Source organism: Endozoicomonas sp. SCSIO W0465, assembly GCF_023716865.1.
Lineage (GTDB): Bacteria > Pseudomonadota > Gammaproteobacteria > Pseudomonadales > Endozoicomonadaceae > Endozoicomonas.
Window position 1 is genome coordinate 4,146,018 of sequence record NZ_CP092417.1, and the last position, 22,937, is coordinate 4,168,954.

The following is a 22,937-nucleotide window of genomic DNA, read 5'->3' on the forward strand; positions in this document are numbered from 1 at the left end:
CTGGAGTATCCAATGTTTTACCTGGTGAAGGTGGGATTATTATTGCTCTCTGTTTTATTGATCTTTGCCTGCTCTACCACTGATCAATCCATTTCACCCCATGGAAACAGGCCTTCTCTCCCTGACATCACACAGGGTAACAGGCTTTATACCAATATGCGTACTTATGGCCAGTACATGGGGTGCAGTGCAGCACAACGCAATGAAGGTTTGCCCCGGGCAGGTTGGGATCAAGCTCCGTCACTTCCGGGCACTTACCAGGAGTATCGCCGTGGCTGGCAGGAAGGCTTTAATAAATGCCGGATTGGACTGGGGCCTGTGGTGCCTCCCGGTGGCGTTTATCCATAAATAGTAAATAGCGGTTTCAAGCAAAAAAATGCCAACATCCTGCCTGTTGTATCAATATTTTTTCTGTAACAATATCCGACATTTTTTATTAACCCAAACTCCTCATGCTCAAGAATACAGCTCCCGACCTTTTCTCGTACCCTAAATACTGGGCTGAATGCTATGGCGTTGCCCCATATTTACCTATGTCTGGACATGAGATGGACGCATTAGGCTGGGATTCATGTGACGTTATTATTGTGACTGGCGACGCATACGTGGATCACCCGAGCTTTGGCATGGCGATTATCGGGCGTTTTCTTGAGTCTCAGGGCTTTCGTGTTGGCATCATTGCTCAGCCTGACTGGAATAATGATGAGGATTTTACCAGGTTAGGTAAGCCGAATCTTTTCTTCGGGGTAACGGCCGGCAACATGGACTCCATGATCAATAACTACACGGCAGACCTGAAGGTTCGCAATGATGATGCTTATACGGCAGGAGCTGTGGCCGGTAAACGACCAGATCGTGCGGTAACCGTCTATAGCCAAAAATGTAAGCAACTATACAAAGACGTCCCTGTCATTATTGGCGGCATTGAAGCGAGTCTTCGACGCATTGCACAGTACGATTACTGGAGTAACCAGGTCCGCCGGTCGGTGTTAATTGACTCGGCTGCTGACCTCTTGCTGTACGGAAATGCAGAAAGGGCAATGGCTGAAATTGCCCATAATCTCTCCCAGGGCATTGCCATAAAAGATATGCAACCCATTCGGGGGACGGCTATGGTCAGATCATCCCTGCCTGGGGACTGGACTGAAATCGACAGCTCCCGAATAGACTGGCCTAAAGACATCAGTTCTTTGCAAGAAGCGTATGGCATAAGCCCTTATGACAACACTGCTGAAGTTCAGTGCAATCAGCAGGCTACTGATGAAGACCTGCCTCAGCCCTTGCGCATTGTTCCGCTCATTGTTCCACAACCGCTCCAGAACCAGGTTCAGTACGATAAATCGAAAAGCTTTATCCGTCTTCCATCGTTTGAGAAGGTAAAAAAAGATCCTGTTTTATATGCGCACACTTCCCGGGTTTTGCATCAGGAATCGAACCCATTTAATGCCCGTGTCCTGGTACAGAAACACGGCAACAGAGAGTTGTGGGTCAACCCACCGCCACTGCCATTAAAGACCCGGGAAATCGATGGGGTGTTTGGCCTCTTTTTTCAGCGCAAGCCCCATCCATCCTACGGAAATCAGAAAATTCCGGCATTCGACATGATCAAAACGTCGGTCAATATCATGAGGGGATGCTTCGGGGGCTGCACTTTTTGCTCCATCACGGAACACGAAGGCAGGATTATTCAGAGCCGGTCAGAAGCGTCGATTATCAACGAACTGGAAGATATTCGCGATAAAGTCCCCGGCTTTACCGGACAGATTTCCGATATGGGCGGCCCTACTGCCAACATGTATCGTCTGTTTTGCAAAGAAGAAAGGGCATTGGAAAACTGTCGCCGACTGTCCTGTGTGTATCCCGGTATCTGTAAAAACCTGGAAACCTCGCACCAGCATACGACCGAACTGTACCGGAAATCCCGGTCCATTCCCGGTATCAAAAAAATAGTCATTGCTTCAGGTCTGCGTTATGACCTTGCCGTGCACGATCCCGAGTATGTAGAAGAACTGGTGACTCACCATGTCGGTGGCTATCTTAAAATAGCGCCTGAGCACACTGAGAAAGGGCCGCTCAGCAAAATGATGAAGCCGGGTATTGATACTTACTATGCATTCAAGAAAATGTTCGACTATTTCTCCGGGAAAGCAGGCAAAAAACAATATCTGATTCCCTATTTTATTGCGGCACACCCGGGCTGTGAGCATGAAGACATGATCAATCTGGCGCTGTGGCTGAAGAAAAATAAATACCGGGTGGATCAAGTGCAGACCTTCTATCCATCACCGATGTCTCTGGCCACTGCCATGTATCACTCGGGTCGCAACCCGTTAAAGAAAGTGACCTATAAAAGTGAACCGCTGGATACACATAAAGAGCTGCACCACCGACGCATACAAAAAGCGTTGCTCCGTTATCATGCCCCCGAAAACTGGCCTTTTCTCAGACAGACACTGACTGAACTGGGAAGAAAAGATTTGATTGGCAGCGGTAATGGGCAGCTGGTTCCCAAAGCGGACAGGCAATCAAGGCATGGGCATATGGAACCGTCACAAAAGGCAGGGACCCCGTTTAAGAAAGCCTGCGGTGGTCAATGGGATAACCGGGCTTCCGGTAAAAACAGAAGGCGCAATAATAGCAGGTCACCCCATAAAGGACAGTAAGCCAGCGGGGCTTCCCCGCCAGCTGCTTGCTGGATGAACCCGTTGATATCAATCCATTGATATCTGATAGCGTACCTTTCCAATGGAATTCTTTCGCCTTAGTATGCTCATCCTATTGTTATCCAGATGTTGCAAAGGATGGGAAGTGGGCAGAATGTTACATCGGTAGCAGAACAATAGTGCATTTACAGACACATATATGCTTAAAAAAACCGATCAGATAAATAGCGAAGCTTCAGTGAAATCAAGTAATGACAAGCTTTCCAGCGATCCTGTACTGGATCGTCGGTTTATGGTTGCACCGATGATGGACAGGGTAGATTAAAAGATAAAAATCAACAAAATCAATAGATTGGTAGTGTGACAAAAAATGTCTGTCACACTTTTGTCACAGTTTTTAAGTCATTAAGTTATAAATAAAACCTTATGTAATCCTTTTCGGAATTTGTTGATAGCCAATACTGTATGTTTTTTAACATGCTTTCATGTTGCCAAAAACTCCCCTGAGCCTCGAAATAATACCCGTCCAAAATCTGTACGCCTCCCTTCAAATATCGGACGGACAGGTACAGACTGTGAACACCTTTAACCCACATAGAACCAAACTACTACGTAGTTTTTCTTATTAGTTCTCGTCCAAAATCACAACCAATTGAAAACTGTAGATTTTATCCTGAAAAATTAAGTGGAGCCCTACTGCTATCTGGCGACTAAACTTCCCAAGAGCAAGAAACATAAGGGATTGCCAAAAACAGAGGACTCCAAATGCGCAAAAAACGCAACCCGTAGTGTAGTATGGAACTCCATTACGTACCTCATGAAATCTGCTCCCAGCTTTCCGGTATCTCGCAATGGCTTGACGCCCATCCACAGTTCAATGACTGGATTTATGAGGACTTAAGTTCTGGTGATAAACAGAACACTGGGCGGAACGGACTATCAGAAGAATCCGTTCTTCGTGCGGCACTCCTGAAACAGTATTTGAATTGTGATTATGACTACTTGTCGTTTGTTTTGATGGACTCCATGCTCTTTCGAGACTTTTGTCGCCTCGAACCAAACCAGCGCCCCAGTCACTCCAGTTTGCATGGGCTCATCAGCCTTCTTACTGCATTTACATGGGAACGGATTAATAACTGTCAGCTAATGACCGCTAAAGATCAGGGGTAACTGTTCAGCACCCCCACATAAATCTGGAATTTTCTGATTTTTATACCATCCTCTTAAGCACCATTTTTCCACAATATTCGCCAGCATGATTCCAGAACTACCCGCAACTATGTCGGCTGAGATTCTCTTGAAAGAGAATGCAGAGCTGCGGATGAGAGTTGCCTGTCTGGAAGAGCGATGTCGAGAATTGGAAGAAAAGGTTGGCAAGAACAGTCAAAACAGCAGCAAGCCGCCATCGTCTGATGGTTATCAAAAACCTTGTAAAAACAGTAATTCTCCAGATCATTCTGACGACCTTTCCGCAGATAAAGGTACCGATCCATCGGATGAAAAACCCAATCCTAAAAGTCTGAGACAGTCTTCTGGTAATAAAGCCGGTGGAAAGAAAGGGCATCAGGGCACTTGTCTTAAACAGGTCGATATCCCTGACTATATTGAGTACCTTCCGGTTAAAGAATGCAATAAATGTCAGGCGTCTCTTCTTGATAGTGAGCCGGTCAAATATATTGAACGACAGGTGTTTGAACCAGGGAGACCGGGTGAATTTGAAGTAACGGCCCATAGAGCTGAAGTAAAAATCTGCACTTGTGGTTGTCGGAATCAGGCTGAATTCCCGGAAGGTGTTACCGCTGCCGCACAATATGGCTCAGCCACACAGGCTATGGCCGTCTATCTTAACCAATACCATTTCCTGCCTTTTAAGCGCGTGTCAGAGTATTTTAATACTCTCTATAAAATGAGTGTAAGTGCAGGCACTGTCGCCAATTTTGTGGCCAGAACCTATGAAAATCTGGCTTCTACTGAAGAGGTTATTCGTGACGCCTTGCGGGAATCGTCTGTTGCCGGAGCCGATGAAACGGGTATGCGGGCCGAGGGCTCTTTGCACTGGCTACACGTTATGCGGGATGAACAATGGACGCTCTACTACTTGTCTGAAAAGCGAGGTCGTGAGGCCATGGACACGATGGGCATACTGCTAACATTTGCAGGCGTTCTGGTTCATGATCATTGGAAATCCTATTTTGCATATGCGGCAACTCACGTACTTTGCAATGCCCATCACCTGAGGGAGCTTTTGGGTGTTGTTGATAGGGACAGCAATCAACTGGCGTTGCGATTGATGAAGCTACTGAGGCTTTCCTGGCATTACTGCAAGGGCTTTAAGACCATAGGTATGCTACAGATGCCAAGTGTTGTCTGTGAACGAATCGAGAAGATTTATGACCGGTTGCTTCAGCGGGCTCTAATGAAAGAAGTCGTCTATATGGAGAAGCAACGAGAGGAGCTTAAGCGCAAGAAAGTCAAGAATACTAAAGCTTACAATCTCTTCAAACGACTCACTGAGTTCAAGGCTGAGACACTGCGCTTCATGTCAGATTTTACCATTCCCTTCGATAACAATGGCAGTGAGCGGGATGTTCGAATGGCCAAGTTAAAGCAGAAAATCTCAGGCTGCTTCAGGAGTGCAGACGGTGGTTTTATGTTTGCACGGATTCGCAGCTATTTGTCGTCTGCCAGAAAACAGGGAATGGACATATATCAATCACTTCATAGAGCTGTTCGGAATTACTGTAATATGCCTTTGCTCAGTGCTGAATAGTTACGATCAGGGTATTGAAAAAGGGCGCACTGTGGCTATTGACAGCACAGTCACCGAATCGGATATCAAACCTCCTTGCGACAGTGATCTTTTAGCCAGTTCCGTTAAAGAAATTTGTCGGCTGCTGGAACGGGGACAAACACTGACAGCGACACCGCTTTATGAATATACCCATCACAACCGAGCCGTAAAAGATGCGGCCAGAAAATGCATCTACGCTGGCAAAGAAGAGCGGCATCAGCATTATAAAAAACTGCTGCAGTTGACCCGAAAATCCCGGAAGGTACTTATCGAAGCTACTGTCACGCTAGCAAACGCCCGTCAGCAGGGGCAGTGTCTCCTGGCTGATGATGCCGACAAGTGGCAGGCCGATGTGGATCACCTGTTACCCCTGGTGGATGCAATAGTCTCCCAGACAGAGCGCATTGGAAAAAGCCAAGGCCATGGGAATCAGCGATGTAGCTTTTAATAAGAAGCGCGGACTTGAAGTCGAAGAGATGACTAAAAGTCAGTATGTGTATAAAACGCTCTTTCGCTTCCGGGCAGGTATTGAAGCGGGAATTTCGTGGCTAAAGAGATGTTTTGGGCTATCACGTTGCCACTGCAAGGGTTCTGAGCGTTTTGATTCTCATTGCTGGTTATCGGTGGTCTGTTACAACCTGGTGATTCTGGCCAGACACCCGGCACCATCCTGATAGCCACCTCCACGCTACATGAAAGTACCTTTCCAGCATGGTGGGAGGATGTTTTCTGCCTGCTTTTCGCGTTTTTCTCCAATATCCGTCCCAGATTAGAGAAAAAAGGGAGGAGTTTTCCTGACTCTCTGGAATTTCAGGAAATATTAAAACGTACGTTTATTCCTATTATGATTGGCTGATGCGTTTTTGGACGAGAACTAGGTAACTATTGACGTATGGTATTATCCTCTACCTTATAAATGAGGTAGTAATGAACAACATTGACGGACGCAGACTTTCCGATTCCATCAGGGAAGAAATTCGATTCAAAGCCATAAAAGACTGGCATTCTGGCATGAATCCTACAAATCTTGCTCGAAAGTATGGCACCTCAAGAAAAATCGTCTATCAATGGATTGATCGTTATAACCAAGAAGGCTGGGATGGCCTGAAAACCCGGACAGGTAAAACTGGACCCAAGCCCAGGCTATCGCAAGAGCAGGAACAGCAGCTTAAGATATTACTGAGAACTCGAACTCCTATTGATTATGGTACCAGACGTCACTGTGGACGAGCCAAATCATCACCACTCTGATTGAAAAGACCTTTCAGGTTAAATACGTTCCTTCTGGAGTTGCCAGGCTCTTGAAACGCTTGGGCTTCTCTCCACAAAAGCCTCGCTGGGGAGCGTGGGAACAGGATAAAAAAAAGTAGAAGAATGGCTGAACGTCCGTTACCCGGCGATACTCCAGCAGGCAGAAGAGCAAGATGCAATCATCTTCTTTCTTGATGAATCTACAGCAAAATCCGAGTGTCACCGTGGTCGAACCTGGGGCATAAAAGGTCTAACCCCAGTTGTAAAAACAACAGGCTCCAGGCATCGGTTAAACCTTATTTCAGTTGTGAGTTCAGAAGGTTGCCTGAGGTACAAGACATTCACCGGGAAAATGGATCGGTTTATGTTTGTTAAATATCTAAAGTCACTGGTTCGCAGCGTTGATAAGCCAGTGATCATAATCACTGATGGACATCCTGCACACCGAGCGAAGTATACGAAAGATTACGTAGAACAAGAGCCGAAGTTGCTGGGCCTACTCTTGCTGCCAAGCTATTCCCCGGAGCTGAATCCTGATGAACAGGTCTGGAATCACCTGAAAGAAAAGCTTGGAAAAACCGCTTTGAAGACCAAAGCTGACTTTATAGATTTCATTCGCAGCAAAATGAGAGCACTGCAAAAAATGCCAGAAGCGGTAAAAGGTTTCTTCAGGTTGCATAACACAGGTTATGCCTGCAGGCAGTGTTACCTATAATAGTCATAAATCAATATGCAGCTTGTCCCCAAAGGCATACGGGGTATTTATCCCCTCTATCGTAAGCAGGGGAAGCACTACAATGTAGTTTATGTAGGCATGTCCAGCGAAGGGAAGCTTGGCAAGCGCTTGTTCAGCCACAAGCGGAACCGAGATGGCGAGTGGACGCACTTCTCATACTTTGAGGTGTGGGACAATATCTCCGATCAGGAGATAAAAGAACTGGAAGGACTTTTCCGGCAGATTTACCGGTTTGATGAGAGGGCAAACCGCCTAAATGTTCAGCAGACATTTAAGCCGCTAAACCGAATTCTGCGAAGCACTGAACAAGTGTTCGGTTTGACCAGGATCAAAAAAAGCTAACCGACAGTAGCCTGCTCCCCCTTGATTTCGATGTACTTACCCCTACCTTATACTTATAACGCTAACCTTTGGCGTCATTCATGCCCGGCAGCGCAGACAGTGACCGTCAATCGACTTTAAGGAAGAGTAAGTGATCAATCAAAAAAATTTTGCGGTTCTGATTGATGGAGAAAATTGCAGCCCTAAACAGTTTTCCGGGATTTTGAAGGAAGTACAAAGGCTGGGAAGTATTGCGGTAAAGCGAGTCTATGCAGACTGGACAAACCCTGCACGATCTTCATGGAAGGAGATTTTACACCTTAACGGGGCAAGACCAATCCAACAGTTTGACTATGGTAAGGATGCTGCAGACCATGCGTTGATCATGGATGCGGTGGAAATTCTAACCAAAACACCTGAAATTAACGCCGTCTGTATTGCTTCGTCTGACAATGGCTTTCAGTTTCTGGCTCAGCGAATCAGAGAAATGGGCAAGTATGTTCTGGGTGTTGGGCGCAGAGAGCCACCCGCTAAAAACTTAATTGCTGCATGCCACAGCTATGTTTATTACGATAATCTTCCAGACGCAAATAATGAAAATGATTTTGAGACCACAAAATCTGATATGCCGCTGGAAGAACTTCTCGTCAAGGCATACAACAGCTTCTCATCCAACGATGAACAAATTTACCTTGGTGATTTAGGTAGTTCTCGTCCAAAAACTCTGCAGCCTATGCGTGCCAAGGCTTAGAGGGAAAAAATCAAGTTTTGTTTTGACGCCTTTTTCAACCAGTTTTCGGGGGCTACAGCGGAGTTGATGTGATTTTCCTGTAAATTCAGAGCACGTCAAATCTCTGTAGGCTACGTGGCCCAAGGGCTATAGTTTTTGGATGGGAACTAGGTAGTTCTCGTCCAAAAACACAACCAATTGAAAACTGTAGATTTTATCCTGAAAAATTAAGTGGAGCCCTACTGCTATCTGGCGACTAAACTTCCCAAGAGCAAGAAACATAAGGGATTGCCAAAAACAGAGGACTCCAAATGCGCAAAAAACGCAACCCGCAGTGTAGTATGGAACTCCATTACGTACCTCATGAAATCTGCTCCCAGCTTTCCGGTATCTCGCAATGGCTTGACGCCCATCCACAGTTCAATGACTGGATTTATGAGGACTTAAGTTCTGGTGATAAACAGAACACTGGGCGGAACGGACTATCAGCAGAATCCGTTCTTCGTGCGGCACTCCTGAAACAGTATTTGAATTGTGATTATGACTACTTGTCGTTTGTTTTGATGGACTCCATGCTCTTTCGAGACTTTTGTCGCCTCGAACCAAACCAGCGCCCCAGTCGCTCCAGTTTGCATGGGCTCATCAGCCTTCTTACTGCATCTACATGGGAACGGATTAATAACTGTCAGCTAATGACCGCTAAAGATCAGGGTATTGAAAAAGGGCGCACTGTGGCTATTGACAGCACAGTCACCGAATCGGATATCAAACCTCCTTGCGACAGTGATCTTTTAGCCAGTTCCGTTAAAGAAATTTGTCGGCTGCTGGAACGGGGACAAACACTGACAGCGACACCGCTTTATGAATATACCCATCACAACCGAGCCGTAAAAGATGCGGCCAGAAAATGCATCTACGCTGGCAAAGAAGAGCGGCATCAGCATTATAAAAAACTGCTGCAGTTGACCCGAAAATCCCGGAAGGTACTTATCGAAGCTACTGTCACGCTAGCAAACGCCCGTCAGCAGGGGCAGTGTCTCCTGGCTGATGATGCCGACAAGTGGCAGGCCGATGTGGATCACCTGTTACCCCTGGTGGATGCAATAGTCTCCCAGACAGAGCGCAGGGTCTTTAAGGGTGAAAAGGTGCCAGCCCAGGAAAAAGTGGTTAGCCTGTATGAACCCCATACGGATATCATCGTAAAAGACAGGCGGCAAGTACAGTATGGCCATAAACTGAACCTGGTTCAGGGAAAAAGTCGATTGATCCTGGACCTGGTTATTGAGGAAGGTAACCCAGCGGATTCGGACCAATTCATTCCGATGATGGAAAGACAAAAAGAAATTTATGGTCGTGTACCTCGCCAGACAAGCGGTGACGGCGGATACGCGTGTCGCGCTAATTTGGAAAAAGCCAAGGCCATGGGAATCAGCGATGTAGCTTTTAATAAGAAGCGCGGACTTGAAGTCGAAGAGATGACTAAAAGTCAGTATGTGTATAAAACGCTCTTTCGCTTCCGGGCAGGTATTGAAGCGGGAATTTCGTGGCTAAAGAGATGTTTTGGGCTATCACGTTGCCACTGCAAGGGTTCTGAGCGTTTTGATTCTCATTGCTGGTTATCGGTGGTCTGTTACAACCTGGTGATTCTGGCCAGACACCCGGCACCATCCTGATAGCCACCTCCACGCTACATGAAAGTACCTTTCCAGCATGGTGGGAGGATGTTTTCTGCCTGCTTTTCGCGTTTTTCTCCAATATCCGTCCCAGATTAGAGAAAAAAAGGGAAGAGTTTTTGCGGCTCTCTGGAATTTCAGGAAATATCAAAACGCACGTACAATCTAATTATGATTGCCTGATGCGTTTTTGGACGAGAACTAGGTAAATCATTAAAAGACTTTGACCCTGCCTTCGATCCCAGGAGTTATGGCTTTGCCAGTTTAAAGAAACTGGTTAAGAATCATCCTGAGATTATATCCATTACTGAAGAAACCAGTGACAGGTGCTTTATCACGCTTGCTCAAAAGGCAGAGATAGTCACTGAAAATACATTAAATGGAACCATGAAAAGGTGGTGTGGAAACTTCGGCTTTATTGAAGGGGATGATGGGCATGATTATTATTTCTGCAAAACCAATGTAACCAAGGAGCAAAGAGACGACCGCTTCAAAGTAGGGCAAAGGTTTACCTTTACGGTCAGCAAGAAGCCCGATCCAGAGGCAGAAGATAATGCTACAAGAAATGGAAAAGTCGCCCTGGTTATGGCTGTTTCTTGATTAGAATTGTCTTGTCTTAAACTTCCACATCGTACTGCGCCAGATTCGGCGCAACTCCCCTTACCTCCCCGTTCTGAATAAACACCTTCTCTCCAACGCTCACAGACTCCCCTTTAACCGTAATAACCGAACCATTCCGAAGCTCTGCCTGACTGGTACCGTTGCCATTATTGCCGGTAATGGTAGCAACGATCCGCCCGCCATCAGGAAGGAGAGCCCTAAACTGTTGCCAGATATTCGTGGTGGCCATTAGTAATGTCGCTCCAGCTCAATAGATTGAACAACACTGCCAACACCTGAGGCACTGATATTGGTTGCCAGACAGAGCCCCCGCCAATCTCCCGTTATATCTTGTACTTCTACCAGCATTCCCGGCTAGATCAACCCCGGAGCCGTATTGGTATCCGTCAATGGCAGCTCGATGGTGGTAATGCTCTGATTGCCACCCTTAGCCAGCTCATTCCGGCCTCGCTCAGTATTGACCTGCGTTTCCGTGAGCCAGTCTTCCAGAATATCGGGAGCCGGGTTATCGCCATTGGAGCCGGTTCGTTTGACATTGACCGCCACGCCAGCATTGGTCCCGGAAACATAGACTGCATTGTAAGCCTGCTCCGGTCGCCAGTTGGCGCTCAAACTAATAACCATACTGGCCGGAATGATCTTATCCATCGTGGCCGTATGTATTCCAGTGCCAAGGGCGGGCCGGGTATCGGGGTTGAATGCTCACCTGGTCATTATCACGGCTGGGGATAATCACTGATCCGGCTGTGGTAGCGACCTTGGCCACTACCTGCATTGCGGTCTGGTTCTGATAGCTGAATGAGCCTCCGGGCATAATCCAATCCGGTGTGCTGTAATCGTTCAGGTCAGGATAGGTTGCTGTGAAGCCGCTCTCTTCAAAGAAAGGGGCCAGTTCTTCGATGATAGCCTGTTTGGCGTTGAGGTTAGCACTGTTGCTCTTGCTTCGTTGTGGCGCATAAGGCGCTGCGAGAGTTGGGTTCGGCTGCTGCCATAGAGGGTGTAACGCTCATCCCCGAAGCGTCTATCCGTAATGTAACGCTCGATAATGAAGATCCACTTCCAGCCATTGATATCCACTTCAATCAGTATTGGCTTAACCATGTAGAAGCCTGCAACGAGTTGCGCGGATAAAGTTCAAATGATGGCATAAAAGGTAAGACCTGCACTCCCTTGAACCTGACTGGGGTCAGGGCCAGCAGAGGCCGAAGACCTGATGGGGTGGGAGTGAGCGGATTCCATCGGGGCCAGAGGCAATGAGAGCTCACCCCAAGGCCGGATATATGGAAGCATTACTCTTTAAAAGCCGTTGTGACAACTTTTCCTTGCAATGCGGGGCGGACCATATATGACCCCAGTTTTTGCCCCCAGCAGCGTTTCATTTTGAGTTTCACAAAAACGCACTCAGAAAGTGAAAATCAGGAGCAGAGTTTTTACACGAAAAGCCCAGGTCTGTAGGCTTTTCAGGCTGATTTCTGTGCCGTGAACTCGCGGATTCAGGCTCAAGTACATATAGGGTGAGTCGATTAAACTAAATTGATACCATATAAGCCAGAAAGTACTAATTAAAAAATGATTCAGAATCAGTGCCAAATAGATATTATAGATGCGTTGAAACAATACCGGTCAGAAGTCGGTGATGATCCACTAATTAGTGACCTTGGCTTTCTCAATGGTAGAGTTGTACAGATTGCTGATCTGGCTGATGATAATCGGAACTCATTGCAAGTAACGCTACAACAGCAACTTGATACTATCAGGCCAGATTTAGCCCATAAAACCAATAAGGTTATTTCAGATTATTTGCCATCGCTAAAAACGATGGATGAAAAAATTGGAAGTCTTTTGAATGCATCAAGAAGAAGATATGAAAGCCAATTTCAATTCATCAACAAAAACACCGAAACAATCTTTATCAAACGACAAGGAATTAGTGTTACCTCTTAAGGTAGACACTTAAGGTAGACATTAAGCTCCACCCACTGCACAGAAGCCTAATCTTGTACGCCCTGAACAACCATCCCGTGCAGGGTGTTCTCGTTTCGCATTATTTCCCCCAGAAGTCCAGTAGCTTTTTAATGCATGAGACCAATGATTTTCCTGCATTCATCAACGATGAAATCACATTACCAAACAGGTGAGTCCCACTTTTCATCACCTTGTGCGTCGAGATTTCCTCAATGCTCCCACTTTCACAGAGGTTCGCCTGTGCAGCATGGGCAAGGTACCTTTTCAACGTCACAACCACAAAGGACATCAGAATCAGGCTAAACACCAGTGTCGCTGATTTGGTGTTAAAACGATGCCACCCTGAATAGGATCTCGACTTTAGAGTTTTAAGAGCACAATAGTTCCGGCGCATAATCTGCTAAAAGCAACCATCCCCAATGACGAAATTCGAGATGGTTGCCATGCTCACTTCAGATCATCAAGTAATCCTCAGGGAGCTCGCTTCATATACAACCTTTCTTGCTGGAGCGCTATCATCAACTGCAGTACCAACGTTCTGCGAACTGCTGTTCGGTTGCATGCTTTCAGCCGACGGCTTTGTTACACAGGCGTTGTTAACAATTGATTTTCATTGTGTGTGGAGCAGCTACCACCACTGGCTATCTCAGGGCAAGTGGCAATGGAAGAACTTGGCACGCCACTTGATCCGTCTGGTCTGCTCCAAAGCTCCTGAGAATCAACCTGTGGTCCTGGGGCTTGATGACTGGGTAATCGAACGGTTTTCCGACAAAGCCCCTGCTTGTCGTACACATCATCAACACAGCAAGAAACGCAATCGGCCGACGTACATCTGGGGGCAGTGTTGGGTTTCCCTGGCCATCATATTTGAGCGGGCTGCAGATGAAGTATTTACCGCCATACCGGTGATCTCATTTCCGACACCAGCTTCAGGTAACACCAGCAAACTGAAAATTGCCGTGGCCATGCTCAGGGTGGTACGCAATGAAGTGAAGGATCGAGTGCTACGCCTGCTAACCGATTGCTGGTATATGAACTGGACACTGATAAAGCCAGCTCTGGAAATGAACATAGAAGTTGTTGGTCAGATACCTTCAAATCGGGCCCTCTATGCTTTGCCGCCAGCACCCACCGTAAAGAAGCGAGGGCGCCCAAAAAAGTACGGCATCAAGATGACGACAGAACAGGTTAAGAAACTGCCGGAAGAAAAAGCAACAGTATGGATGTACGGCAAATTTCGCAAAATACGTTATCGTACCCTGATCTGTCGCGCCAGATTCCTTAAAGGTCGTGAAGTACGCGTCGTCTGGAGTCGCTTTGAAAATGACAAAGGTCTGACCGAAAGCAGAATATTCATCTCGACCAATCCGGAACTTGAGGGACTGGAGGTGCTTCGTGCCTATTCCCGGAGATGGCCGGTAGAGCCAATGTTTCACCAACTCAAACATGCTTTTGGCTGTTGCCATTTATGGCAGCAGAAATTGCGAACACTGCTTCGATGGATGCATTTGAAAATGGCAGGCTATGCATTATTGCAGTTATTAACCGTTTGTAAAAATCAGGCATGTCTGAATATTTCTCGGATACCCTGGAGAAGCCCGGATACAACCACTGCAGGCATGATGAAAATTGCTCTTTCAGGAATTATTCCGAGGTTCTCTATTCGCAAGGGCTGGAACAGATATAAGCAAAAATATGAGTTCAATTTTCGCGATCTGATCGACCAGTTAATACCGGATAATTCAGAAGCAGCATAACTAAAGGCTTTTAGGCAAAAAACGGAAGTAATAACGAACTTGGAAAAACAGTTCACTGATTTCGGCTTGCTTCACTATAAAAAGCTGACCGAATTATCGTTTTATACAGACTCTAAAGTCGAGAATAGGATTTGATCTCTTTGAAAATCAGCTCTATCTGCCACCGTAGACGATAGGCCTGGAGCACATCACTCAAGGTGAACTCCACCCGGTTCAGGTTGGTCACAACGAAAACCCACTTCTGTTTTTTGTCATTCCAGCGGACAACCAAGCGGAATGGCCAGGCTTTGAATCCCGGCCATTCTACATCCAGGTCGAGGCACTGGTCTTTGGGGAAGCCAGACAGTACATCCTTCAGTTTTTGTCCTTTGTAGCGATTGAGATTCTTGCCATCCTCCCGTACCGCGCTGAGTATCGTCGGGTTGATACTCTGAGGTGCCTTGCAGATAAAAGAACCCTCCCTGTCATCAATAGCGGCAAAGAGTTCCAGCTCAAAATAACCGGCATCCATTAGCATCAGGATATAGGCCATGGATGTTGGCAGTGGTGGCAGACAGTCTCTTTCTGAACGGGTATCTTCAGTCAGCTGCACCCGCACCAGGTTGTTGGTGAGAAGATCCATTGTCGTATGAAGCTCGACGGCAGCAGGACTGACCGTTGAGAACCTGCCGGGAAATGCTTCTTTCAGGGCATCATAGACAGCTTGTGACGAACCGTCCTGAATCAGAATGTGCTCAAACTCTGAAAATGGACTGTCTTCATCAAACGCCATGACTTTGCGGGAAAATATTTCCAGACACTGCACCCATAGCCACAGGATAAGAGTAGGCAGCGCGTCCTTTTTAGCTTGATTTGCCCAAGAACGATAAGAGACATTCAGCCCCGTCAACTCGTTAAATTTACGGTGTAGATCCGCCAGGGTATCGCAGTTTCCATCACCAGCGAGGGCATCAATCAGTGAGAGGATAAAATCCAAAGGACGGATATCTCGCTGTCGTATAGTAAAACCAAGCTGTTCCGCCATACTTAGGAGTTCTGACCGGTCGAAACAGGTCAACAGTTTTTTTCAACTAATCTACTATTTGCAGTACTCATCTTGTTCAGCCATTGATAATGGTTTCGAAGCTTTATTGTGGCTGTTCAAGGTGGGTTCTGCCGCCGGAAACGAACCTTTTTTGAGCTTAATGTCTACCCTAAGAATATTGACAAGCTTGAGGTTGTTACATCAAAAAACGGTTTTTTTGATGTTGTTTTACATGTCAGTCCAGATCCTGCAGTTTATAAATAGGAAGAAAGAAAATCAGGAAAATCAGGGTCAAAAAACTGGGGTCGAAAAAACTGGGGTCAAAACTGGGGTCGCAAAACTGGGGTCGCGCAAAACTGGGGTCGAGTCTAGATTCTTGATCTGGTCGTCTTACACTTCCACTTCGTACTGCGCCAAACTCGGCGCAGTATCTTTGATCTCCCCTTTTTCAATAAATACTTTTTCCCCAACACTCACAGACTCCCCGTTAACCGTAATCACCGAACCATCCTTAAGGGTGAAAGTCTCATATTGATGAGAACTAACGTTCAATATCACCCTTCCCTGATGAAAATGGAATCACATTATCACTGACCATATTTACCTTGGCCCGGTACGTTACCGACAGCAGCATCCAGCCACAGTCGAACCAACCACTTTGAATTAGTGACCTGAGTGTCAGAATGCCTTGCCCCCCGGGACACCGCCAACGCATTCCCGAACACTTCATTCGCTGTGTAACCAGCGTTTTACAGGACGCCTCAATGACCCCTGAGCCTATGGGCAGGTTGCGCGACAGGTGTTCTGCATAATTCATCCGTAACCGGTTTTTTCTGAAGTACTTTAACTCTGTCTTTAATTTCGATCGGCGGGGATGCTTGCTATGCTGGTAAGCCAGTGCCTTGATTATTTTTTCAACCCCACCCGGCTCCTCCTTCAGGATATGTCGGTAGGTGCTGAATTTCTCTTTGGACTTCGCGCTATTTTCACCGTAAGCCAGGTCAAATGCCTTCTTCAGGTGTTCTGCCGCATGGTAATAATCAACAATTTCTTCTCCCTCCGGTAGCTCTTTGGTGAAGTATGTCCAATTGTCCCGGGCTCCATCTGCCACTTTGACCAGAGTCAGATTTGGCTTTTGCTGAAGCACCTTATCCAGAAGGTTTGAAAGGGATTTTTTCAATGTCGCTTTCTTGCTTTCAGGCATTCGTCCCATCCTGATCGTAGAGAGGCGATCTCCCTGGTCATCGTAAAACGACAGTGTTCCACAACTGGCCTCCTGACAACCTGCTGGCCCTCGGGTACGTTTGCCATCAGCAACACTCTTTTCACGTTTCTCCTGACGCTTGCCGTCTTTCATTGGTAGCATCACACCGTCAAGGGAAGCAGCTACCGTCACCGCGTCAGGCGGTACTGTGAGATTCTCCGCGAGAAGGGTCTCGAAAGGGTCAAGGTGCTGCTCCCATTGTTCGTTGAGTTTTTTGGGAAGACGTGCCAGAGAGCTGGTTGAGGGTGACATATTCCCCATTAGATCGAGTAAGCTTTTTACGTCCGCGGGCGGCAACTGGGCAACCATCCATGCTGCTTGCTTCGCAGCCTTTGGTAACCAGTAGCCTTCTACAACGCCAGCCTTGAGCTCTAAAGGGACAATGCACTTATCCCCGGCATTGCGGTAGAGGCTGCGCAATACCCGGACAGGTCCTGCTGCTGACTGGTAGGTTTGATAGCTGCGTAATGCCTGGTGATACACGACCCCATTCACTTCGACAGAGGCTTTATTGATGTCTAATTTTTGCAGTTCTTCTGCCAGTATTTCTCGCTCCGCCTGAATAAAGAGGGAGTGAATCTCGTTTTCATGATCCTCAAAATGCTGGATTGGATTATTGGACTGACGAAGGAGGGTCAGTTTTTGCTGCAGTTGGTCAATAGCAGGACAGGAATCATTGGCGACTTTGGTTAGTGGCTGACATACTTCCATCGGAGCGGCCTCTCACAGTTGACTCTTTGTTTGCTGTTAGAATCATAGCTGTGTTTGGCTGCTCTCCATTCAGTTTGAAAAATTTGGTGTTACGTCTGTTTGCTGTAGCTCAAGGCCTGTGGGTGTGATCAATATCAGACTTTCACCCATCCTTAAGCTCAGCCTGACTGGTGTCATTGCCATTATTGGCTGCAATGGTGGCGACAACTCGTATCCCCTCAGGTATCAGAGCCTTGAACTGTTGCCATATATTGGTAGTAGCCATAATATCCCTCACCTTGTTGCTTTTCCTCAAGCCACAAAAAAGGGCAATGCCCGAAAGCACCGCCCTTCGTACCTTACTTTACGTAAGTTTAGAGACTACAACGTTGTAGCCCGACCATTACAGTGGTCGAATATCTTCAGCCTGTGGGCCTTTCTGACCCTGGGTCACTTTGAACTCAACTCGCTGGCCTTCAGCCAGGGACTTGAAGCCATCACCAGTGATTTGACGGAAGTGTGCAAACACGTCCGGGCCGCCATTATCCTGAGCGATGAAACCAAAACCTTTCTCGTCATTGAACCACTTAACAGTACCGGTAGTAGTAGACATAGTCATATCCTGAAAATTAATAATAAAGGTGCCTTGTAATAAGGCGGTGGGGCTAGAAGCTTATTATCACTTATGAAGAATATGGACGGGTTACTCCCGGGACATCAAATCTTTGCATAAAAAATAAATCACACTTTTAACGTTCCGCCATTATACAGGGTGGTATCTTAATCGCTATGGGCACTTGTATTCAATCACCAACGCAAGTTACTCAGCCTTTGGTGTACAGATGCCTAATAATGTCTTTCCCGCTGAACGCTTTGGAGGACTTTACTTCGTTCAGCCGTGATACTGATCGCCAGACAGAGGGCTTGCCAGTCTCCCGTTATATCCTGAACCTCTATCAGCATTCCCAGCCCAATTAAACCGGGTGCTGTGTTGGTATCGGTCAATGGTATTTCGATGGTAGTAATGCTCTGGTTGCCACCCTTAGCCAGCTCATTGCGGCCTCGCTCGGTATTGACCTGCGTTTCCGTAAGCCAGTCTTCCAGAATATCGGGAGCCGGGTTGTCCCCATTGGTTCCCGTTCGTTTGACGTTGACCGCCACGCCTGCATTAGTCCCGGAAACATAGGCCGCATTGTAAGCCTGCTCCGATCGCCAGTTGTCGCTCAAGCTTATCACCATACTTGCCGGAACGATCTTATCCATAGTGGCCGTCTAACAGTGCCAAGGGCTGGCCGGGTATCGGGGTTGAATGCTCACCTGGTCATTATCACGGCTTGGGATAATCACTGATCCGGCTGTGGTAGCGACCTTGGCCACTACCTGCATGGTGGTCTGGTTCTGATAGCTCAATGAGCCTCCGGGCATAATCCAATCCGGTGTGCTGTAATCGTTCGGGTCAGGATAGATTGCCGTGAAGCCGCTCTCTGGCATCAAGGCGCTCATCGGTTTGACTGTCGGTGTTGAATAAATCGGGTAAGGGCCGGTCTTTCTCCAGCCCTCCCCACAGCACCCGGCATGCGGGTCCGCACCGGGCGGTTCAACGATGATGGTGAAACCTGATCCATAAGTCTTTCAATGAAACAAGCCCAATTTTCGCGAGGTAACTGTTATTCAGTGCCTGTTGTACCGCATAGGTTTTACTCAGACGGTAATACCCTTTGCTGCTGGCTGCGATCTTGGCGGCGTTAATTTTATCAACGCCTAACCTGACCAGATTCTTAAAACGGGTGGCTCTTTTCGGGTTACAGACTGCTCTGCAATGAAAATTGGCCAAAGGCCTTGATATACAATGCCTTCAGGAAACTGCTGGCTAAATATTGCCAAGCCCTGCCACAGGAGGATTCCAGCCTGATTTATGAAATCAGCAGTCTGCAATACGAAAAGAGCCAAACGGGTTTTCGGCTTGCGCCATTGCTTCAGAAAGCAGCAACGGATTCGCCGACGTATCCATTGATCCAGCAGGGGAATTGGTCGGTGATATTCCGATAACCGGAAATACCCCATCCAACCCCGGATATATTGTGCCAATTTGCGTAACCGATGTTGCATTGAGACACCCCAGCGACGACTGGTCAACTTGAGTATCCGGTATTTGAATCGGTCCAGACACTTCTGGGCCCAGCGAACTTTCTTCCCTGTGAAGGTGAAACTCAGGAATTCGCTTTCTGTTGCTTTCACAACTTTACTTTTCCGGGAGTTAATCTTCAGTTTCAATTTGCGTTCAATGAATTGGGTAATGCTGTGCATCACCCGATCCCCTGCACGCTGACTTTTGACGAGAATCACAAAATCATCACAGTATCTTGCAAAGCAATGACCCCGATATTCAAGCTCCTTGTCGAGTTCGTCGAGGACCACATTAGACAGCAAGGGTGATAAAGGCCCACCCTGTGGCATGCCAACCCTGGTCGGGTAGACATTGCCCTCAATCATGACACCGGAGCGCAGGTAGCTACCAATCAGTTTCAGAAGGCGTTTGTCGCGGACCTTACGGGAGACCCTCGACATCAAAACGTCGTGATTAACCGTATCAAAGAATTTACTCAGATCAACGTCAACAGCGTAATGAAGCCCCCGGTTGATCAACTGCTTAACCTGACGGACTCCGTCGTGTGCTGACCGTCCCGGTCGGTAGCCGAAGCTGTTTGGAGAGAAACCCGGATCAAAGACAGGGGTCAGCACCTGCACAATGGCCTGCTGTATGACCCTATCCATCACGGTAGGGATTCCCAGCAAACGCTCACCGCCGTCCGGCTTTTCTATAACATGTCGGCGCACGGGTGATGGCTGGTAGGTTCCGTCCAATAAGGCTTGACGCACTGAAGGCCAATGCTGTTTGGCAAAGTCTGGATAAGCTTCAATAGTGACTCCATCAATACCCGGAGCACCCTTGTTGCTTTTGACCTGTTTCCATGCACTTGCCAGATTAGCCGGTTCAAGTACGCAATTTAGTAGATCATGGTTCAAAGCTGGTTAAAGATTCTGTCGCCAAGTACGGTGAGTCGCCGGACGGCTGCATCGCCTTGAGGGAATCAGTCTCCTCTTTGTCGTCGATGTTCGGCCCTTCGCTAACGACTTCCCATCCGTTAATGGCTTCTGTCGTACAGCTACTATGGCCTCTGCTGACTTCTGTCCAATCACCACGCGGAGTTACCTCTGCTGGCGCTATTGGTTGCCATCGGGTTTGCTCGAACAGGATGATGAGACCTGTTCGCCGAGCCTGTTGTAACCAGTGGCTGAGAACTGGGAATTACCAATCGCATGTTGAACAGATCTCCCCGGATAAGGACATGAACTTTCAGTGCACAACCGCCGCATTTACCGTGTCTCACGAACCATAGGGCTTTGTGATCCTTGGCTCACTCGCCCAGAGACTCAGCCTTATATGCGATTTCTGTACGTCGGCTCGCACCTTTGCACTCAGACTGCCTCCGCACAGCCCCTCGCGGGACTGCACTTGCCTTAAGCTAGTGGTTGTCATCAGCAGGCGTCTTTACCGCCAGTCAGATGTAGGTTCTCCCACAGGGGACTTTCACCCCATCAGTTCATGCCCATGCCGGGCGTACCAAGACAGAAACATTCTGATCCTTGGGAGGCTCGGTCAGGATTAAATGGCTACCAAGATAAATGTTATTGTTATCGGTGCTGATCCCGATAAACGCCTTCCGCAAAGCCACATCACTAATGGTGCGGTCAATCCGGGAAATGTCCTGAAAGAGATTGTTGACGTTGCCATCAATGACCTCGTTTCCGGTTACCCGGCCACCGCCATCCTCTTCGTCAGTTAAGCGCTGGCTTTCAAAGAGTTTTACGTCTCTATTAGTAATAGCCATAGCAATTCCTTATACTTGGTTGACATAAATAAATGATGAATGAGTGGCGAAAGGGAGGAACTTTTATAAGAAAGCGTGGTCTTAATCTGTAACTCGATAGTTCAATAATTCAATGGATCAAATCAATCGACTTCCTTCATTTGATGCTTCTTTTTCTTATCTTTACTCCAGCGCATTAGGTTTAGTAGATCAAGAACAGCAATTTGGTACCACTGAACAGCAGCCTATTTATCAAGGCATAGCAGTTCAAGTGCTGAATCCTATTTCTATTTACAATAGCGAACCAGACACATATCAAAATGAAGCTAATCATTCTAATTCATTGAATAAATATAATATTGAATCTCTAACAAACTTCGATTCAGAAAATGCTCCTGGAACAAGTATTCAAGAGATACAACAATCCATTCTTGATGAATATGTCCCTTACCAGCCTGATTATGAACCCGTTAATGATGGATTATTACTAACACCAGGTACTCCCTTTCAGCAGCTGATATCGTGGGACGAGATTGAAATTAGAGAGCAAACAACAGCGAATCATACAAGCTCAGGTTTACAGTTAACTAATCTTTCTGCCGGAACTAATAGTTCACAAGATTTACGGCCAGTTGCTGTCGTTAGTCCGTTATGCATGCACCAAGCTACAAGTGATAACCAAACAACCCAGGCAGAAGTTAATGTTGAGGGCAGTTCTTCACTTGCCGAGCGCAAAAGAGAGTGCCAAAGGAAGCTTCGCAAAGATCCCGCTTCCGCCGAGGGCGTGAGGGAACGCAACAGGAAACGCCAAAGGGAGCGTCGCAAAGATCCCGCTTACGCCGAGCGCGAAAGGGAGCGCGAAAGGGAGCGCAAAAGGGAGCTTCGCAAAGATCCCGCTTACCTCGAGCGCCAAAGGGCGCGCCAAAGGGAACTCAAAAGGGAGCTCCGCAAAGATCCCGATTACCGCAAGCGCGAAAGGGAGCGCAAAAGGGAGCTCCGCAAAGATCCCGCTTACCGCAAGCGCGAAAGGGAGCGCCAAAAGCAGTATCGTCAGTCAGTCAATTCAGCTAAAAACTCAGGTGATTTACCACTGACTTCTAATTTAACTGAAAGGACCCAGAGTTCCAGTAAAAATTCAGAAGGTACTGTCGCCCCGCTTTTCAGTCGTCAAGCTGAAGGAATATTTACAGTCCCGATCGACCCTCTCAGCCATAGTGAACAGTCAGCAATCGAAGGGTAATAAGGTAATGGTCGCTATCGTCCGGGTAGGCAAACGACATAAGCTGTTGTGCCTCAGCGGGAACTCCATTAGAACGATCAACGATAACGGAAAACTGCCGGTTATCCGGGAACGTTAATGTCATTGTTTTACTAACCACCTTGGAGTGAGAGAAGGTTCGTGGTGCCTAAACAGAAACAAATTACACAGAAGGAATTGAAGCTAAATCTGCCTTATTCTGAAAAATATCTCTTGGCAGAAATGACGCCAGCAAAAGCCCACGCTAATTCACTGGCCGCTCCTGTGCCTTCAGAACTGGCGTTGGGGTATGAATTTCGCAGTAGGTATCAATAAACCAGC

Annotated in this window: 29 protein-coding genes and 1 pseudogene; 19 read left to right on the forward strand and 11 right to left on the reverse strand. The window is 47.2% G+C overall.

All coding sequences use genetic code 11. The annotated features are described in order from the left end of the window. The first annotated feature begins 12 nt into the window (after positions 1-12). The 15 genes and pseudogenes from MJO57_RS18710 to MJO57_RS18765 all read left to right on the forward strand — a co-directional run bounded on the left by MJO57_RS18710 (position 13) and on the right by MJO57_RS18765 (position 10,765). Positions 13-348 (forward strand): hypothetical protein, encoded by a 336-nt coding sequence (locus tag MJO57_RS18710; RefSeq protein ID WP_252017845.1) that lies wholly within the window; start codon positions 13-15, stop codon positions 346-348. A 104-nt stretch (positions 349-452) separates the two neighbouring features. Continuing rightward, the gene (locus MJO57_RS18715) at positions 453-2,663 is read left to right on the forward strand and encodes a YgiQ family radical SAM protein (protein WP_252017847.1); all 2,211 of its coding nucleotides are present in this window, start codon (positions 453-455) and stop codon (positions 2,661-2,663) included. Between the two features lie 199 nt (positions 2,664-2,862). After that, complete coding sequence (locus tag MJO57_RS32835) at positions 2,863-2,988, forward strand: hypothetical protein (RefSeq protein WP_256491703.1); 126 nt, start codon at positions 2,863-2,865, stop codon at positions 2,986-2,988. Between the two features lie 470 nt (positions 2,989-3,458). Beyond that, entirely contained in the window at positions 3,459-3,833 is a 375-nt protein-coding gene (locus tag MJO57_RS18720) for a transposase (protein WP_252017849.1), read from the forward strand. An 85-nt stretch (positions 3,834-3,918) separates the two neighbouring features. Then, on the forward strand, positions 3,919-5,433 hold the full coding sequence (locus MJO57_RS18725; RefSeq protein WP_252017851.1) for an IS66 family transposase: 1,515 nt from the start codon (positions 3,919-3,921) through the stop codon (positions 5,431-5,433). Further along, complete coding sequence (locus MJO57_RS18730; RefSeq protein WP_252017853.1) at positions 5,423-5,902, forward strand: hypothetical protein; 480 nt, start codon at positions 5,423-5,425, stop codon at positions 5,900-5,902. The genes MJO57_RS18725 and MJO57_RS18730 overlap by 11 nt, the downstream gene beginning before the upstream one ends. Continuing rightward, a complete protein-coding gene (locus MJO57_RS18735; RefSeq protein WP_252017717.1) occupies positions 5,859-6,128 on the forward strand; it encodes a transposase in 270 nt (89 codons plus the stop codon). The genes MJO57_RS18730 and MJO57_RS18735 overlap by 44 nt, the downstream gene beginning before the upstream one ends. Before the next feature lie 253 nt (positions 6,129-6,381). Continuing rightward, entirely contained in the window at positions 6,382-6,705 is a 324-nt protein-coding gene (locus MJO57_RS18740; RefSeq protein WP_252017855.1) for a helix-turn-helix domain-containing protein, read from the forward strand. Next, on the forward strand, positions 6,705-6,824 hold the full coding sequence (locus MJO57_RS33350; RefSeq protein WP_371924890.1) for a winged helix-turn-helix domain-containing protein: 120 nt from the start codon (positions 6,705-6,707) through the stop codon (positions 6,822-6,824). Before MJO57_RS18740 ends, MJO57_RS33350 begins: the two co-directional genes overlap by 1 nt. A gap of 29 nt (positions 6,825-6,853) precedes the next feature. Next, positions 6,854-7,420 (forward strand): IS630 family transposase, encoded by a 567-nt coding sequence (locus MJO57_RS33355; protein WP_371924891.1) that lies wholly within the window; start codon positions 6,854-6,856, stop codon positions 7,418-7,420. A gap of 15 nt (positions 7,421-7,435) precedes the next feature. Beyond that, positions 7,436-7,783 (forward strand): GIY-YIG nuclease family protein, encoded by a 348-nt coding sequence (locus MJO57_RS18750; protein WP_252017859.1) that lies wholly within the window; start codon positions 7,436-7,438, stop codon positions 7,781-7,783. A gap of 130 nt (positions 7,784-7,913) precedes the next feature. Next, positions 7,914-8,513: an NYN domain-containing protein gene (locus tag MJO57_RS18755; protein ID WP_252017861.1), complete on the forward strand. Its 600-nt coding sequence runs from the start codon at positions 7,914-7,916 to the stop codon at positions 8,511-8,513. 290 nt (positions 8,514-8,803) lie between these two features. Then, positions 8,804-10,165: an ISNCY family transposase gene (locus MJO57_RS18760; protein ID WP_252017318.1), complete on the forward strand. Its 1,362-nt coding sequence runs from the start codon at positions 8,804-8,806 to the stop codon at positions 10,163-10,165. A gap of 207 nt (positions 10,166-10,372) precedes the next feature. Beyond that, positions 10,373-10,474, forward strand: a pseudogene (locus MJO57_RS33360) (OST-HTH/LOTUS domain-containing protein); the annotation flags it as partial. Positions 10,475-10,552: 78 nt separating this feature from the next. Then, a complete protein-coding gene (locus MJO57_RS18765) occupies positions 10,553-10,765 on the forward strand; it encodes a hypothetical protein (RefSeq protein WP_252017863.1) in 213 nt (70 codons plus the stop codon). Positions 10,766-10,781: 16 nt separating this feature from the next. Here the strand turns inward: MJO57_RS18765 and MJO57_RS18770 are convergent, their stop codons facing one another. Together MJO57_RS18770 and MJO57_RS18775 are read right to left on the reverse strand one after the other, a co-directional pair. After that, entirely contained in the window at positions 10,782-11,015 is a 234-nt protein-coding gene (locus MJO57_RS18770; RefSeq protein WP_252017865.1) for a hypothetical protein, read from the reverse strand. Between the two features lie 125 nt (positions 11,016-11,140). Then, positions 11,141-11,434: a hypothetical protein gene (locus MJO57_RS18775; RefSeq protein WP_252017867.1), complete on the reverse strand. Its 294-nt coding sequence runs from the start codon at positions 11,432-11,434 to the stop codon at positions 11,141-11,143. Between the two features lie 921 nt (positions 11,435-12,355). Here MJO57_RS18775 and MJO57_RS18780 point away from each other — a divergent pair. Then, positions 12,356-12,730 (forward strand): hypothetical protein, encoded by a 375-nt coding sequence (locus MJO57_RS18780; protein WP_252017868.1) that lies wholly within the window; start codon positions 12,356-12,358, stop codon positions 12,728-12,730. A 100-nt stretch (positions 12,731-12,830) separates the two neighbouring features. Here MJO57_RS18780 and MJO57_RS18785 read toward each other — a convergent pair whose 3' ends face one another. Further along, the gene (locus tag MJO57_RS18785; RefSeq protein WP_252017869.1) at positions 12,831-13,145 is read right to left on the reverse strand and encodes a hypothetical protein; all 315 of its coding nucleotides are present in this window, start codon (positions 13,143-13,145) and stop codon (positions 12,831-12,833) included. A 25-nt stretch (positions 13,146-13,170) separates the two neighbouring features. Between MJO57_RS18785 and MJO57_RS18790 the strand changes: the two genes are divergently transcribed. Further along, positions 13,171-14,508 carry a transposase gene (locus MJO57_RS18790; RefSeq protein ID WP_252017304.1) on the forward strand — a complete coding sequence of 446 codons (1,338 nt, stop codon included), beginning with the start codon at positions 13,171-13,173 and terminating at the stop codon, positions 14,506-14,508. Positions 14,509-14,620: 112 nt separating this feature from the next. On the opposite strand, the gene MJO57_RS18795 is transcribed toward MJO57_RS18790, so the two are convergent. The 8 genes from MJO57_RS18795 to MJO57_RS18825 form a co-directional block, all read right to left on the reverse strand. Next, a complete protein-coding gene (locus MJO57_RS18795) occupies positions 14,621-15,565 on the reverse strand; it encodes an IS4 family transposase (protein WP_256491708.1) in 945 nt (314 codons plus the stop codon). 357 nt (positions 15,566-15,922) lie between these two features. Next, a complete protein-coding gene (locus MJO57_RS18800) occupies positions 15,923-16,084 on the reverse strand; it encodes a hypothetical protein (protein ID WP_252017871.1) in 162 nt (53 codons plus the stop codon). Then, positions 16,074-17,507, reverse strand: coding sequence for a hypothetical protein (locus MJO57_RS18805; protein WP_252017872.1), 1,434 nt, complete (start codon positions 17,505-17,507; stop codon positions 16,074-16,076). The genes MJO57_RS18800 and MJO57_RS18805 overlap by 11 nt, the downstream gene beginning before the upstream one ends. A gap of 142 nt (positions 17,508-17,649) precedes the next feature. After that, positions 17,650-17,772 carry a hypothetical protein gene (locus MJO57_RS32840; protein ID WP_256491710.1) on the reverse strand — a complete coding sequence of 41 codons (123 nt, stop codon included), beginning with the start codon at positions 17,770-17,772 and terminating at the stop codon, positions 17,650-17,652. 117 nt (positions 17,773-17,889) lie between these two features. Beyond that, a complete protein-coding gene (locus tag MJO57_RS18810) occupies positions 17,890-18,099 on the reverse strand; it encodes a cold-shock protein (RefSeq protein ID WP_252017873.1) in 210 nt (69 codons plus the stop codon). A 233-nt stretch (positions 18,100-18,332) separates the two neighbouring features. Further along, the gene (locus MJO57_RS18815) at positions 18,333-18,713 is read right to left on the reverse strand and encodes a hypothetical protein (RefSeq protein ID WP_252017874.1); all 381 of its coding nucleotides are present in this window, start codon (positions 18,711-18,713) and stop codon (positions 18,333-18,335) included. 534 nt (positions 18,714-19,247) lie between these two features. Next, positions 19,248-20,513 (reverse strand): group II intron reverse transcriptase/maturase, encoded by a 1,266-nt coding sequence (gene ltrA / locus MJO57_RS18820; protein WP_252017875.1) that lies wholly within the window; start codon positions 20,511-20,513, stop codon positions 19,248-19,250. Positions 20,514-21,091: 578 nt separating this feature from the next. Beyond that, positions 21,092-21,379 carry a hypothetical protein gene (locus tag MJO57_RS18825; RefSeq protein ID WP_252017876.1) on the reverse strand — a complete coding sequence of 96 codons (288 nt, stop codon included), beginning with the start codon at positions 21,377-21,379 and terminating at the stop codon, positions 21,092-21,094. 112 nt (positions 21,380-21,491) lie between these two features. On the opposite strand from MJO57_RS18825, the gene MJO57_RS18830 reads away from it, so the two are divergent. Together MJO57_RS18830 and MJO57_RS18835 are read left to right on the forward strand one after the other, a co-directional pair. Beyond that, entirely contained in the window at positions 21,492-22,598 is a 1,107-nt protein-coding gene (locus MJO57_RS18830; RefSeq protein WP_252017878.1) for a hypothetical protein, read from the forward strand. 162 nt (positions 22,599-22,760) lie between these two features. After that, positions 22,761-22,931: a hypothetical protein gene (locus MJO57_RS18835; RefSeq protein WP_252017880.1), complete on the forward strand. Its 171-nt coding sequence runs from the start codon at positions 22,761-22,763 to the stop codon at positions 22,929-22,931. Positions 22,932-22,937 lie beyond the last annotated feature (6 nt).